The sequence below is a fragment of the Variovorax sp. V116 genome, assembly GCF_041154435.1.
Lineage (GTDB): Bacteria > Pseudomonadota > Gammaproteobacteria > Burkholderiales > Burkholderiaceae_C > Variovorax > Variovorax paradoxus.
In genome coordinates this window covers 4,064,574-4,077,860 of record NZ_AP028661.1, presented here as the reverse complement: position 1 = coordinate 4,077,860, position 13,287 = coordinate 4,064,574, and the positions used below count along the sequence as shown (strand labels likewise).

12 protein-coding genes are annotated in these 13,287 nt (G+C 67.5%); 2 read left to right on the top strand and 10 right to left on the bottom strand.

Annotated features, from left to right (window positions below; genetic code table 11):
• Positions 1-69: 69 nt before the first annotated feature.
• Together ACAM58_RS19285 and ACAM58_RS19280 are read right to left on the bottom strand one after the other, a co-directional pair.
• Positions 70-684, bottom strand: a complete 615-nt coding sequence (locus ACAM58_RS19285) for a response regulator transcription factor (protein ID WP_369663324.1) — start codon at positions 682-684, stop codon at positions 70-72.
• Complete coding sequence (locus ACAM58_RS19280) at positions 681-2,861, bottom strand: PAS domain S-box protein (RefSeq protein ID WP_369663323.1); 2,181 nt, start codon at positions 2,859-2,861, stop codon at positions 681-683. The genes ACAM58_RS19285 and ACAM58_RS19280 overlap by 4 nt, the downstream gene beginning before the upstream one ends.
• 85 nt (positions 2,862-2,946) lie before the next feature.
• Between ACAM58_RS19280 and ACAM58_RS19275 the strand changes: the two genes are divergently transcribed.
• On the top strand, positions 2,947-3,804 hold the full coding sequence (locus ACAM58_RS19275; RefSeq protein ID WP_369663322.1) for an aldo/keto reductase: 858 nt from the start codon (positions 2,947-2,949) through the stop codon (positions 3,802-3,804).
• Positions 3,805-3,811: 7 nt separating this feature from the next.
• Here ACAM58_RS19275 and ACAM58_RS19270 read toward each other — a convergent pair whose 3' ends face one another.
• The 3 genes from ACAM58_RS19270 to ACAM58_RS19260 form a co-directional block, all read right to left on the bottom strand.
• Positions 3,812-5,299, bottom strand: coding sequence for a nucleobase:cation symporter-2 family protein (locus ACAM58_RS19270; RefSeq protein ID WP_369663321.1), 1,488 nt, complete (start codon positions 5,297-5,299; stop codon positions 3,812-3,814).
• 125 nt (positions 5,300-5,424) lie between these two features.
• Positions 5,425-6,681, bottom strand: a complete 1,257-nt coding sequence (locus ACAM58_RS19265) for an alpha/beta hydrolase (protein ID WP_369663320.1) — start codon at positions 6,679-6,681, stop codon at positions 5,425-5,427.
• A gap of 17 nt (positions 6,682-6,698) precedes the next feature.
• Positions 6,699-7,757, bottom strand: a complete 1,059-nt coding sequence (locus tag ACAM58_RS19260; protein ID WP_278881327.1) for an SDR family oxidoreductase — start codon at positions 7,755-7,757, stop codon at positions 6,699-6,701.
• Positions 7,758-7,876: 119 nt separating this feature from the next.
• Between ACAM58_RS19260 and ACAM58_RS19255 the strand changes: the two genes are divergently transcribed.
• On the top strand, positions 7,877-8,572 hold the full coding sequence (locus tag ACAM58_RS19255; protein WP_015866714.1) for a TetR/AcrR family transcriptional regulator: 696 nt from the start codon (positions 7,877-7,879) through the stop codon (positions 8,570-8,572).
• An 18-nt stretch (positions 8,573-8,590) separates the two neighbouring features.
• Here ACAM58_RS19255 and ACAM58_RS19250 read toward each other — a convergent pair whose 3' ends face one another.
• The 5 genes from ACAM58_RS19250 to ACAM58_RS19230 all read right to left on the bottom strand — a co-directional run bounded on the left by ACAM58_RS19250 (position 8,591) and on the right by ACAM58_RS19230 (position 13,249).
• Positions 8,591-9,346: a GntR family transcriptional regulator gene (locus ACAM58_RS19250; RefSeq protein WP_015866713.1), complete on the bottom strand. Its 756-nt coding sequence runs from the start codon at positions 9,344-9,346 to the stop codon at positions 8,591-8,593.
• A 49-nt stretch (positions 9,347-9,395) separates the two neighbouring features.
• The gene (locus tag ACAM58_RS19245) at positions 9,396-10,133 is read right to left on the bottom strand and encodes an aspartate/glutamate racemase family protein (protein WP_369663319.1); all 738 of its coding nucleotides are present in this window, start codon (positions 10,131-10,133) and stop codon (positions 9,396-9,398) included.
• Positions 10,134-10,163: 30 nt separating this feature from the next.
• Entirely contained in the window at positions 10,164-11,657 is a 1,494-nt protein-coding gene (locus tag ACAM58_RS19240) for an NCS1 family nucleobase:cation symporter-1 (protein WP_018905335.1), read from the bottom strand.
• A gap of 195 nt (positions 11,658-11,852) precedes the next feature.
• Positions 11,853-12,332 (bottom strand): SET domain-containing protein, encoded by a 480-nt coding sequence (locus tag ACAM58_RS19235; protein ID WP_015866710.1) that lies wholly within the window; start codon positions 12,330-12,332, stop codon positions 11,853-11,855.
• On the bottom strand, positions 12,329-13,249 hold the full coding sequence (locus ACAM58_RS19230; protein ID WP_062365868.1) for a LysR family transcriptional regulator: 921 nt from the start codon (positions 13,247-13,249) through the stop codon (positions 12,329-12,331). Before ACAM58_RS19230 ends, ACAM58_RS19235 begins: the two co-directional genes overlap by 4 nt.
• Between the last annotated feature and the right edge of the window lie 38 nt (positions 13,250-13,287).

The window sequence follows — 13,287 nt, the reverse complement described above, 5'->3', positions numbered from 1 at the left end:
GCGCTGTCGTCCGTAGGCGCCCGCCGCGCCGCTACGTACCTGTACGCAAGGGTAAATACCTAGAAAGCGTTACAGGCCGTGCTCGCGCAGGAAGCGGTCGAGCTCGTGGCTGTTCGACAGGCCGAGCTTGGCGAACACGTGGGCGCGGTGCGTTTCCACCGTGCGCTGCTCCAGCGGCGCGAGCTCCAGCGCAATGCGCTTGTTGGGCAGGCCCTGGGCGACCAGCCGGGCCACCTGCATCTCGCGCGGCGTGAGCTTGGCCCACAGGGCCTCGGCGGCCTGGCGGGCCTGCCGGCGCACGGCGATTTCTTCGGCCTTCTGCAGCGCCTTGGCAATGCTCTCGAGCAGGCGCTCGTCGCTGCACGGCTTCTCGAGCCAGCCGAAGGCGCCGTTCTGCACCGCCTCCACGGCCATCGGGATGTCGCCGTGGCCGGACAGGAAGATCACCACCAGCGGACTGTCCTGCGCGCGCAGCGCATCGAACACCTGCAGCCCGCTCATGCCCTCCATGCGCAGGTCCAGCACGACGCAGCCCGGACGCTGCAGGTCGGCGCCGGCCAGGAAGGCCTCGCCCGAGGCAAAGGCCTGCACCGCATGGCCGCGCGACAGCAGCAGGAGGCCCAGCGAGCGGCGTACGGCCTCGTCGTCGTCGACGATGCACAGGTGGTTGGCAAGGGCGGTCACGGTGCCGAGATTTCCAGTTCGAGGGTGAAAACTGTGCCACCGCCGGCCCGGTTGGCAAAGGACAGCCGGCCGCGGTGGGCCTCCACGATGGTGCGGCAGATGTTCAGGCCCAGGCCCAGTCCGCCGGTCTTGGTGGTGAAGAAGGGCGCGAACACCTGCTCGGCTAGCGCCGCGTCGATGCCCAGCCCGCGGTCGGCCACGTGGATGTGCATGCGGCCTTCGCTCACCTCGGCGTCGATTTCCACCAGCCGCTGCTCGGGCGGCGCGGCCTGCATGGCGTGCAGGCTGTTGGACAGCAGGTTCAGCAGCACCTGCTCCAGCAGCACGCGGTCGCCGCGCACCTCGGGCAGGTCTGGCCGCAGGCGCACCTCGGCGCGCGCCTGGCGCATCCGCATCTCGCCCTGCAGCAGCGCCAGCGCGTTGCTGACCAGCGACGCCACCGCGCAATCCTCGGTGCCGATGGTGCGCTGGCGCACGAAGCCGCGGATGCGCCGCACGATCTCGGCGCTGCGCCGGGCCTGCGCCATGGTCTCGTCGAGGCTGCTGGCCAGCAGCGCCTGGTTGCCCTGCTCCGCGAAGGCCTTGGCCGCGCTCGCGAAATTGCTCAGCGCCATCAGCGGCTGGTTCAGCTCGTGCGCCAGCGTGGAGGCCATCTCGCCCAGGCTGGCGAGGCGCTGCGCATGCTGCAGCTGCTCGTCGTTCTGGCGCTGGCGCAGCTCGGCGCGCTTCTGATCGGTGATGTCGACCACCGAACTCATCCAGCCGCTGTGGCGGCCATCGGCATCGATGAGCGGCGCGGTGTAGACCATGGTGATCACCTCGTGCCCATCGCGGTGCCGCAGGCGCGATTCGAAGCCCGAGCGCGCGGGCTGCCCGCTCATCATCGCCTGGTAATGCAGCCAGTGCTGCGCCACGTCGTCGGGGTGCCAGTAGGGGTAGGGTGGCAGCCGGCCGAGCAGTTCGTCGGCGCCGTAGCCGGTCATCTCGCAGAAGGCGGGGTTGACATAGATGATGCGGCCTTCGAGGTCGCGTGCGCGCATGCCCACCAGCAGCGAGTCTTCCATCGCCTTGCGGAAGGCGTGGGCCTCGTCCAGCGCGTGCGTGCGCTCGCGCACCCGCAGCTCCAGGTCGCGCCGCGCGTCGCGCTGCTCGGCAAAGCGGCGCTCGCGCAGCTGCCAGTAGAGCCCGCCCAGCAGCAGCACGCCCGCGCACAGCAGGCCCAGCATCCAGGTGCGCTCGCGCGCGCGGGTGACCTCCGAATGGTCGGCCATCACGGTCAGCGTCCAGCCCAGGTCGGGCAGCGGCTCGTCCAGCGCGAGGAAGCGGCGCGCCTGGCCGCCGATGTCGGTGCGCACGAGGTAGCCCGGATGCCCTTTCTCGCGCGCCACCGTCCATGGCAGCGGCGGGAAGCCGGTGCGGGCGCCGTACTGCTGCTCGTGCTTCAGGCGGTCGAGGTCGGCGGCGGCGAGCGGCCGCTTGGCCTGGTACATCCAGGCCGGCACCGAGCTCAGGAACACGATGCCGCGCGCATCGGCCAAGAGGATCGGCTCGCGCGCGAAGGTCCAGGCCTCCTGGAGCTGGCGCAGGCTGATCTTGACCGTCAGCACGCCCAGCACGGCGCCGGCCTCGGAGCGCACCGGCGCGGACATGAAGAGCCCCGGCTCGCCGGTGGTCTGGCCCACGCCATAGAACAGGCCGCTGCGGCCCGCGCGCGCGTCGATGAAGTAGGGCCGGTTGGCATAGGACTCGCCGACGAAGCTCTGCGGCGTGGCCCAGTTGCTCGCCGCCAACGTGAGGCCTTGCAAGTCGATCAGGTAGAGCGCATCGGAGCCCGCATGGCGGTTCACCTCTTCGATGTAGCGGTTGGCGCGCTGCTGCGCCGCCGGGTCGCGCGGATGCGCCAGCACCTCGAAGACGTCCGGGTGCATGCCCGCGGTGCGCGGCAGGTAGCCGTACTTGCCGGCGGCATCGCGCAGGCCCAGCACGTGGACCTCCATCGCGCGGCGGATCGAGTCTGCCTGGAAGCTCGCCTCGCGGGCCGCGGCCCACTGGCCCGCCGCGCCGATCAGCAGCAGCGCCACGGCCACGGCGGCCGTCCACGCGAGCAGCGCGCGCCAGCGGCTGCGGTGCGGGCGAGCCGTGGGCGTGTCGGGTGGGAGGGAAGGCAGGGGAGGCATGGCAGGGGACGGCCGACCGGGCGGCGAGCGGGGATTTTGCCCTGATCCCCGGATCGGCCGCCGGGGCCGCCGTACCATCGCGCCCATGCGAACCCTTTCACTCCCGGCCGGCGGCGAGATGCCGGTGCTCGGCCTCGGCACCTGGCGCATGGGCGAAGCCGCAGGCCGCCGTGCGGCCGAGGTTGCCGCGGTGCGCGAAGCCATCGCAATGGGCTACCGGCTGATCGACACCGCCGAGATGTACGGCGAGGGCGGCGCCGAAACCGTGCTCGGACAGGCCCTGGCAGAGGCCCTGCGCGCGGGCGACGTGCGGCGCGAGGAGCTCTTCATCGTCAGCAAGGTCTACCCGCACAACGCGAGCCGGCGCGGCACGCCCGAGGCCTGCGAGCGCAGCCTGAAGCGGCTCGGCCTCGACACGATCGACCTGTACCTCTTGCACTGGCGCGGCAGCCACCCGCTGCGCGAAACGGTCGATGCGATGCAGGCGCTGGTGGCCAAGGGGCGCATCGCGCGCTGGGGCGTGAGCAACTTCGACATCGACGACATGCAGGAGCTGGTGCCGCTCATTGGGTCGGGTCCTGGCTGCGCGGCCAACCAGGTGTACCTGTCACTGGCCGAGCGCGGCCCGGAGTTCAGCCTGCTGCCCTGGCTGCGCGAACGCGGCATGCCGCTGATGGCCTACAGCCCGATCGACCAGGGCGCTCTGGCTTCGGACGACGCACTGCAAGCGCTGGCCGCGCAGCTCGGCTTGAGCGCCGCGCAGCTCGCACTGGCCGCGGTGCTCGCGCGGCCCGGCGTCGCCGCGATCCCGAAGGCCGTGCGCAGCGCGCACCTGCAAGAGAACCTCGCCGCCGCCGACCTGAAGCTCGATGCGGCCACCCTCGCCGAACTCGACCGCCTGCATCCGCCGCCGCGCCGCAAGGCGCCGCTCGCGATGATCTGAGCAGGCTCTAGTGGGCTTCGGCCTGCTTGGCTGCCGCAATCACCGCCTCTTCATCGTGCTTCGCGCCATTGAGGAACAGGTTCAGCAGCACCGCGCTGATCGACGCCAGCAGGATGCCCGACTCGATCAGCGAGTGGATCGCATGCGGCATCCACTGCTTGAAGTTGGGCGCAATGAGCGGAATCATGCCGACGCCGATCGACACCGCCACGATCATCGCGTTGTGGCGGTTGGTCTTGAAGTCCACGCCCGAGAGAATGCGGATGCCCGTGGCCGCCACCATGCCGAACATCACCAGGCCCGCGCCGCCGAGCACCACCGTGGGCAGCGACTCGACCAGCGCCGCCATCTTGGGCAGCAGCCCCAGCACGATCAGGATCACGCCGCCGGCCACGCAGACGTACCGGCTCTTGATGCCCGTGACGGCCACCAGGCCCACGTTCTGCGAGAAGCTGGTGTACGGAAAGGTGTTGAAGATGCCGCCGATCAGCGTGCCCAGGCCGTCGGTGCGCAGGCCCTTGGCCAGGTCCTTCTGCGTGATCTTCCGGTCGGTCATCTCGCCGAGCGCAAGGAACATGCCGGTCGACTCGATCATCACCACGATCATGATCAGCGTCATCGTGAGGATCAGGATCGGGTCGAACTGCGGCATGCCGAAGTGAAAGGGCAGCACGATGTCGACCCACGCGGCCTTGCCCACCTTTTCATAGGTCATGAGGCCGGTGATCGAGGCCACCACCGCGCCAATCACGATGCCCAGCAGCACCGAGATGTTGGCGACGAAGCCCCTGGCGTACTTGACGATCAGCAGGATCGACACCAGCACCAGCGCGGCCACGCCAAAGCCCGAGAGATCCGCGTACTTGGGGTTGGGAACCGTCGGCATGATCGCAAAGCCCTTGGGCACAGCCGGGATCGAGCTGCCCGGCGAGGTCACCTCCGCGAGCCACTTGGCATACACCGGGTCCACCAGCGCGGGCGCCGTCGGCCCCACCGGGTTGCCGAAGATCCAGTTGATGCCCACGCGCATCAGGCTGATGCCGATCACCGCGATGATGGTGCCCGTGACCACCGGCGGAAAGAAGCGCAGCATGCGGCTCACCAGCGGCGCGATCAATATCGACACCGCGCCCGCGCCGATGATCGCGCCGAACAGCAGCTGCGCGCCGTTCCGGCCCGGGTTGGCGTTGGCAATGGCCACCATCGGCGCAACCGATGCGAAGGTCACGCCCATCATCACCGGCAGCCTGATGCCGAACCACTGCGTGGCGCCCAGCGCCTGGATCAGCGTGGCGATGCCGCAGCAGAACAGGTCGGCCGAGATCAGGAGCGCCACCTCGTCGGGCGAGAGCTTGAGCGCGCGGCCGACGATCAGCGGCACCGCAACGGCCCCCGCGTACATCACCAGCACATGCTGGAGGCCCAGGGCCGCGAGCTTGCCCGAAGGCAGCCGCTGGTCCACCGGATGGACTGTGGAAAGGGTGTCGGCCGTCATTGCGTTTCTCCTGCAGCGGCAAGGGGAAAGGGTGCGTGGACGGCGCGGTGCCCGTGGCGTCCACTCGTTGTGTACGCCAAACTGTATACAATTTATGCGGCGATCCGGATGCAGGAAAACCCGGATCAGTTTTCCATCTTCAGCCGCCGCATGAGCCAGTTCGCGGTGAACTCGAAGTGCTCGCTCATGTTCGACTCCGCCGTGTGGCCGTCCTCCCCGAACACCAGCTGCGTCACGTTGAAGCCCAGCGCCGCAAGGGATGCGGGCTCGTCCCGGGAGACGAGGTCTTCGCGCGCGCCGTTCACCATGAGAATGGGCTTGCGCAGCTGCACCGCGGTCGGCTTCTTCAGCTGGCGCGAGAGCTGGAATGCTTCGTAGTACTCGCACATCGCTTCGCGCGGCGTGGTCTGCGGATTCATGTTCGCAAACATCGTGTAGGGCGCGACGATCCATGCAGGAGCCACCTTGCAATGCGCCTGCCCAAAGCTCGAATCGCTGGGGCCGCCCACATTGACGATCGCCTTGTAGAAGTCGTTGCCAAGGCCGCCCAGCGTTCCCAGGTAGCCTCCCATGCTCCAGCCGTACACGGCCACGCGGTTCGCGTCCAGGTCGCTGCGGGTCTTGATGTAGTCCGCCACCGTGTCGAACATCGCATGGGACTCCGGACGGAAGCCGAGCTGGTTCTCCCCGGTGTCCGGGTTCTCCACAATGATGGTGGCGAAGCCGCGGCCCATGAAGTAGTCGCTGTGCCGGATCATCTCGGTCTTCATGTTGTCGAGGCCGCCAAGAATGACCAGCACCGGCAGCTTCTCGTTGCCGCCCAGCCGTGCCGGCGGCGCCCGGAAGTAGCCGATGAATTCCTTGGCGCCGGTCTTGAATGCGATCCGCTGCAGCGGCCTTCCCAGGAGCGCATGGGCTCGTTCGGTCGCCTGCAGGTCCGCCATGGGGACGCGCTTGGGAAGCCGGTTCATCCGAAGGTAGAAAGCGGCCTTCTTGTACTCGGCCGATGCAGCCGCGCCGTTGCCCCGCTCTTCGAATGCGCGGGCCCGTTCCAGGTGCACCTGGGCAGGCTTGTCGAAGATCGCTTGCCAGGCTGCCTGCGACGGCCCGGCGTGTTCCGGCAGCGCCGCGGCGATTTCGTCGAAGCTGCGTGCTTCGATGCCGGCATCCTCGAGCCACCAGCAGATGTTGAATTTGAACGAAGGGTGCATGCGGGCGATGCCTCCCGGGTACTCCGCCTGCCCCTTGCTGCAGAACTCGGCCATGCTGCCCGCGGTCCTCGCGGCAGGGAGGCCCTGGGCCGCGGATTCCTGCGGCGCTGCCGCGATGCAAAGAACGGCTGCGAAGGCCGCGGAGAGGTTCAGGATCGATCTGTGGGTCACGGTTTTTTTTCTCTTGTTCAGGATTCGGTTCGGGCCGGCACACCGGGCAGCCAGCCATTGCCGCGATACCAGGCGAGCGTGTCGGCAACGGTCTGCTCGACCGGGCGAAACTTCAGCTGAAGCTTCTGCTCGCTCTTCGTGTGATTGAAATGGCTGCGCCCCGCCTCCTTGCGCATCAGCCGCACGGTGGCCAGGCTGAGCAGGATGGGCTTGCCGGTGGTCCGTGCGTAGAGTTCCTGCACCGCCGCCAGCAGGTACAGGAGCGGAAAGGGCAAGTGGCGCGTCGGCGTCTTGATGCCTGCGATCTTTCCCACCAGGGGCACCAGTTCCTGCATCGTCATGTGGCGGCCGGCCGCCAGGTAGCGTTCGCCGCGTTGACCGTGCTCCGCGGCCGAAATCTGCGCCCTGGCCACATCGCGGGCGTCGACGACGGAAAAACTGCCGGGCACCAGCCCGGGCAGTTTTCCGAGCACCACGTCATTGACGAATTGTCCTGACGAGGTGGGGCCGATATCGGCCGGTCCCCACATCCATCCGGGCAGGACGAAGCTCGCATGCATATCCGGGTGCGTGCCCAGAAAGGCCGACACGACCTGGTCGGCCATGATCTTGCTGCGGTAGTAGTCGTCGCCGGCGTCGGCCAGCTCGCGCAGGCAGGTCTCGTCCATGGGCACGCCCGGCTCGCCGTTGAGCACCGCGATGGACGAGGTCTGGACGAAGCGCCGGATGCCCGCACCGTAGGCCTGCTCGATGAGCTGCCGCGTGCCGTCCACGTTGATGCGCTTGAGCTCTTGCCAGTGGCTGCCGCCCTTGAAGTTGTCCCGGAAGAACGCGGCGGTGTGGAACACCACGTCGCAGCCTTGCAGCGCGCCGGCGAAGGCGGGCACATCGGCCATGTCGCCCAGCACCAGTTCGACGCCCTTCACGCCCGCAAACTGCTGCTGGCCCTTGGCCTTCGAGCGGACAAGGGCCTTGACCGAGACGCCGCGCGCGACCAGTTCGCGCACCAGGTTGTTGCCGAGAAGGCCGGTCGCGCCGGTGACGAACGCGGACCTCAAGGCCTTGGGTTTTTCCATATCAATCGAATTTCAAAAATCAAACGAGTTTTGAATGTAGCCGCGGCATTTTCAAATATCAAGTGATTTCTGAATATTGGATGGACGATATCCAAAGTTCATGTGATATCTTTTGAGGCATGAGCCCGACGACAGCAAGAACGCGCCTGACCCGCGAGGAAAGCCGCGCGCAGACGCGCGAGCGCCTGGTCGAAACCGCGCAGCAGCTGTTCGTCTCGAACGGCTATGGGGGTGCATCGATCCGCGACATCGCGGACAAGGCGGGCTACTCCCAAGGCGCCTTCTATTCGAACTTCTCGAGCAAGGAAGACGTTCTCCTGGAGCTGCTGCGGCGGCACATGGAGGCGGAAGCGACGCAGCTCTTCAAGGTGATGGGCAACGAGCAGCAGGAGCCCGGGCAGATGCTGGCCGAGTTGGAAGCCTGGGCTTCCACGCTCAATCACGATGCCGACTGGTGCATGCTTTCCATCGAACTTCAGCTGCATGCCAACCGCAGCCGAAGCTTCGCTGCGGAATACCGGAAGGTGTGGAACAAGCACCGGTCCGAGCTCGGCGGCGTGATCGGCCAGTTGTTCGGCAAGCTCGGGCGCACGCCTCCTGCCGCACCGGACGAACTGGCCGCCGCCTTCATGGCCCTGTCGCATGGGCTGGCGCTGCAGAGAATGAGCACGCGCCCGGATCCCTCGGGACGGCTGATCATGGTGTTCCTGCGCGGACTGATCGCAGGGGCGGAAGCTCCGGGAACGGCTGCAGCCGCACCGGCCGGCACTCCTGCGCGCGCGCCAACGAAGCGCGCTCCGAAAGCCGGGCGCTGAATCGTCCCCAGGCTTCCTCTAGGCGAGCAGCGCCTTCACCAGGTCGAGCTGGCGGTCGGGCTTCTCGGTGCCGAGTTCCAGGCTGGTCTCGATGCGCTCCAGGTGGTCGATCATGCAGAGCACGGCGCCTTCCACGTCGCCCTTGCGGCAGATGCGAAGGAAGTCCGAGTGCTCGTCCGACGAGCAATGCGGGTCGTTCGACGAGTGGTAGAGCATCGCGATCAGCGAGCTGCGCGCGACCAGTTCGCGCACCAGTTCGGCCAGCGTCTTGTTGCCGGTGGCCTCCGCCAGCGCCACATGGAAATCGCCCAGCACTTTCTCGCGCACGGTGCCCGTGGTGGTGGTCTGGCGCAGCGCCGTGCGCTCGAACTTGATGTGCTGCTCCAGCACCTGGTAGTCGCGCGGCCGTGCATTGGCGATGAACAGGCGCACCACCTCGCTTTCGAGGATGCGGCGCACCGCGAACACCTCGCGCGCCTCCTGCACCGTGGGCTGGCAGACGAACGCGCCCTTGTCGGGAATCATCTCGATGAGCTTGTCCTTCGAGAGCATCAGCAAGGCCGCGCGGATCTTGGTGCGGCTCACCGAATAGACGCGGCCCAGCGCCTCCTCGCGCAGCCAGGTGCCGGGCGGCAGGCGCTTCTCGACGATGGCGGTGGCGATGTCCTGCGCGATGCTTTCGATGGAACTGCCCTTGTCGGTGGCGGCTGGGCCGTTCCCGGCCACAGCGGCGGTGGCAGGGGATGCGATGGATTTGGTGCTGGCGCGGGGCATGCGCAGATTGTGGCTCAGCGGATGGCTGCGGCGCTCGCGCTGGGCGTGGTCAGCCGCGCAAGGTGAAGCCCTCGAGCGCGCCCTTCATGGCCTTGGGCAGCGGATGGGCCAACTCGCCGCGCTTGCTGGTCGAGAGCTTCAGCGCGACCAGCGATTCGACCAGCCGGGTGGCCGCAGCCACGCCGTCGATCACCGGCACGCCGAGCAGGCCGCCGATGTGCTCGCACAGGTCGGTCATGCCGGCGCAGCCCAGCACGATGCAGTCGGCGCCGTCTTCCTCGAGCGCGCGGCGGCATTCGTCGACGATGCGCTCGCGTGCCTGGGAGCCGGGCTCCTCGAGCTCGAGCACCGGCAGCTCGCAGGCGCGCACCTGGGCGCAGAAGCGCTCCATGCCGTAGACCTCGGCCAGGTGCCAGGCCTGGCCCATCGTGCGGCCGAGCGTGGTCACCACGCTGAAGCGGCTGCCCACCATGCTGGCCAGGTGCATCGCGGCTTCGGCGATGCCCACCACCGGGCCGCGCGCCAGTTCGCGTGCGGCCTTCAGGCCCGGATCGCCGAAGCAGGCGATCACGTAGCCGTCGAAGCCTTCGCGCTCGCCGGCCGCAATTTCCTGCAGCAGGCCGGGCACGGCCAGCGCCTCGTCGTAGTGGCTTTCGATGGAAGCCGGCCCCATGGCCGGGCTGACCGCGACGATCTGCGTGCCGGCGCTCGCCACCGCGCGGGCGCAGGCGCCGATCTTCTCGGTCATGCTCCAGGTGGTGTTGGGATTGATGATCTTGATGCGCACGGCGCGGCCCTTTCTTTCTCTTTCAGTGTTTCAAGTCTTGTTGCTGCGGTTCAGCAGGGCGTAGATGACGAAGCCCAGTGCCATGCCGATGAACCATGCATAGTTCGCGCCACCGCGCAGCACCGGCACCATCACGCAGAGGATCGGCACCAGCGCGGAGGGGATCAGCGCCTGGATCGCCTTCGGGTTGTAGCCGCCGCTGTACCAGTATTCGCCCTTGGGGCTCATGGTGTAGAGCGCGTCCACGTCGATGCGCTGCTTGCGCACGATGTAGTAGTCGGCAATCAGGATGCCGAACAGCGGGCCGATGAAGGAGCCCAGCACGTCGAGCGTGTAGTGGATGACCTCGGGGCTGTTGTAGAGGTTCCACGGCGTGAGGAACACCGAGCCCACCGCCGCGATCATGCCGCCCGTGCGCCAGCTGATGTGCTGCGGCGCCACGTTCGAAAAGTCGAAGGCCGGCGAGACGAAATTGGCGACGATGTTGATGCCGATGGTCGCAATCATGAAAGTCAGCGCGCCCAGCACCACGGCGGTGGTGCTGTCGATCTTGCCCACGGTGTGCACCGGATCGGTGATGAGTTCGCCGAACACCGGCAGCGTGGCCGCGGTGGTGATCACCGTCAGCAGCGAGAAGAACACGAAGTTGATCGGCAGGCCCCAGAAGTTGCCCTTCTTCACCGCGTCGAAGCTCTTGCCGTAGCGCGAGAAGTCGCCGAAGTTGAGCATCGGGCCGCTGAAGTAGCTCACCACCAGCGCAATGGCCGAGAGCATCACCGGCAGCGCGTCCCAGCCCTGGAACTTGATGCCGCCCAGGTTCAGGTCGATCCTGCTCCAGCCGGCCTTCCACACCAGCCAGCCGCAAAGCACGGCCATCACCACGTACACGGCCGGGCCGGCCCAGTCGATGAACTTGCGGATCGCTTCCATGCCGTGCCAGAACACGAAGGCCTGCAGCACCCACATGACCATGAACGCCACCCAGCCCAGCGCCGAGAGCCCCACGAAGCCGTGCTGCGCCACGTCGGCATACGGCGCGAGGTTCGGGAACAAGTGCAGCGCCAGCACCATGAAGGCGGCCGAGGCCAGGTAGGTCTGCACGCCGTACCAGGCCACCGCGATCAGCCCGCGGATGATGGCCGGGATGTTGGCGCCCAGCACGCCGAAGGGCGCGCGGCACACCACGGGGTAGGGCACGCCCGTCACCTGGCTCGGCTTGGCCACGAGGTTGCAGAAGAACTGCACGATCACGATGCCCACCAGCAGCGACACCAGCACCTGCCAGCTCGACAGGCCCAGCGCAAACAGGCTGCCGGCCGTGATGTAGCCGCCCACGCTGTGCACGTCGGACATCCAGAACGCAAAGATGTTGTATTGGCCCCAGGTCTGCTTGCGCAGCGGGGCCAGGTCTTCGTTGGTCAGCCGCGGGTGGTAGCCGGGCTTGATCAGCGCATTGGATTCGGCATGCGGCGCATGGCCGGCTTCGCTTGCCCCCGCGGGAGCCTGGCTGACGACTGTGCTCATGGTCTTTCCTCGTGCGAATGGGTGGATGGGTGATCGGGTGCGTTATTTGTATACAAAAACCGTGTGCAATCAAGCCCATCCGGCAAATCATATATCCGTAGATTCCCTGAGATGACGGCCGGCGGCGCCAACGAAAAAAGGCGCCCTGGCCCGTGGCCGTGGCGCCTTTCGAGGGCGAGCGGAGCCGGTGGGCGGTCAGTCGGCCTCGGCCGGGGACAGCATCGTTCCGCGGCAGTGGGGCGAGCCGCAGTGGCAGGGGTATTTGTCGGCGGTCGAGCCGTCGTCCGCGGTCAGCGAGTAGTCGATGAACAGCTCGTCGCCGGCATCCACGGCAACCAGGGTCTGGAACTTGAGCATCAACTCGCCCGCCTCGTCGTACTCCTCGACCGCTTCGCAGTTGGGGTCGCAGGCGTGGTTCAGGTGGCGCGTGCCGTTGCCGCCCTTGGCGCCGTCGATCGTTTCCTGGTTGGAGAGCGTGAACAGGTAGGTGAGCTGGTCGTTCCACGTCCTGGCGGCGATCTCTTGCTGCGTGTAGCGCCGGCCTTCGTAGAGGCCGAGGAAGGCCTGGGCGGGCAGGTCGCGCGTCGCGAAGGCGCCGAGCCCGTGCACGCCGCTGGGGCCGACACGGATGAAGGGCGTGGACGAGGTCTGCTTGCGGGTTTTCATGCCGCTCATTCTGCAGGCTCTTCGTCCTGCTGCGCCTGGAACATGCGCGTGAAATCGCAGCATTCCTGCGCCAGCATCACGATCGACGACGTCAGCGCGCTGCGGTGCTCGCCCTTGTGCATGGCCACGTAGCGCACCACCGGCAGCGCGGGCTGCACGTCGATCACCGCGAGCATGCCGGCCGAAACCAGCGGGTCCAGGCAGCGGCGCGGAAGATAGCTCACGCCCAGGCCCGAGACCGTGAGGCCCGTCAGCGCCACCAGGTTGCTCACCACGATGGTGTCGGCGGGCTGCACGCCCTGGTCCTTCATCCAGGCGTCGTAGGCACGCCCCGTGCCCGAGTTCTTGCCCTGCACCAGCATGCGGTGGCGCGCGAGCTCGTGCAGCCGCACGGTGCCGGTGGCGGCCACCACGCCGGGCTTGCACATCCAGGCGCTCTGCACCTTGCCGATGGCCTTGCTCTGCATGCGCGAATCGGCAAAGGTGTCGGGCACGATCACCAGGTCGAGCTCGTCGGCCAGCAGCTTGTCGCGCAGCTGCAGGCTGTCGTCCACGTCGGGCTCGAGGACGACCTTGGGGTAGTGCCGCTGGATCACGCCGACCAGCCGCGGCAGCCAGGTCATGGCCGTGAGCTCGGTCACGCCGATGCGCAGCCGCCGCTGCACCACGCCGGGCTTGCTGAACTGCTCGACCGCGGCATCGCGCTGCTCGAGCAGCCGGGACGCCAGCACGAACATCTCCTCGCCCTTTTCGGTGAGCCGCGCGGTGCGCTGGCTGCGGTCGAACAGCTCGGTGTCGAACAGCAGCTCGAGTTCATGCACCCGCTTGGACACGGCCGACTGCGAGGTATGCAGCTGGTTGGCCGCCTGCGCGAAGCCGCCGAGCTTGGCGATCCAGTACAGGGCCTCGAGCTGCTTGAAGGTCATCACGGTGCACGCGCCTTGGATTGAATACTTTTATTCAT

What these genes read in the sequence shown, in the direction of transcription:
- ACAM58_RS19235 (WP_015866710.1), bottom strand. Translation starts at nt 12,332, where the DNA reads ATGAGCGGCATGAAAACCCGCAAGCAGACCTCGTCCACGCCCTTCATC.
- ACAM58_RS19280 (WP_369663323.1), bottom strand. Translation starts at nt 2,861, where the DNA reads ATGCCTCCCCTGCCTTCCCTCCCACCCGACACGCCCACGGCTCGCCCG.
- ACAM58_RS19275 (WP_369663322.1), top strand. Translation starts at nt 2,947, where the DNA reads ATGCGAACCCTTTCACTCCCGGCCGGCGGCGAGATGCCGGTGCTCGGC.
- ACAM58_RS19255 (WP_015866714.1), top strand. Translation starts at nt 7,877, where the DNA reads ATGAGCCCGACGACAGCAAGAACGCGCCTGACCCGCGAGGAAAGCCGC.
- ACAM58_RS19270 (WP_369663321.1), bottom strand. Translation starts at nt 5,299, where the DNA reads ATGACGGCCGACACCCTTTCCACAGTCCATCCGGTGGACCAGCGGCTG.
- ACAM58_RS19230 (WP_062365868.1), bottom strand. Translation starts at nt 13,249, where the DNA reads ATGACCTTCAAGCAGCTCGAGGCCCTGTACTGGATCGCCAAGCTCGGC.
- ACAM58_RS19260 (WP_278881327.1), bottom strand. Translation starts at nt 7,757, where the DNA reads ATGGAAAAACCCAAGGCCTTGAGGTCCGCGTTCGTCACCGGCGCGACC.
- ACAM58_RS19240 (WP_018905335.1), bottom strand. Translation starts at nt 11,657, where the DNA reads ATGAGCACAGTCGTCAGCCAGGCTCCCGCGGGGGCAAGCGAAGCCGGC.
- ACAM58_RS19250 (WP_015866713.1), bottom strand. Translation starts at nt 9,346, where the DNA reads ATGCCCCGCGCCAGCACCAAATCCATCGCATCCCCTGCCACCGCCGCT.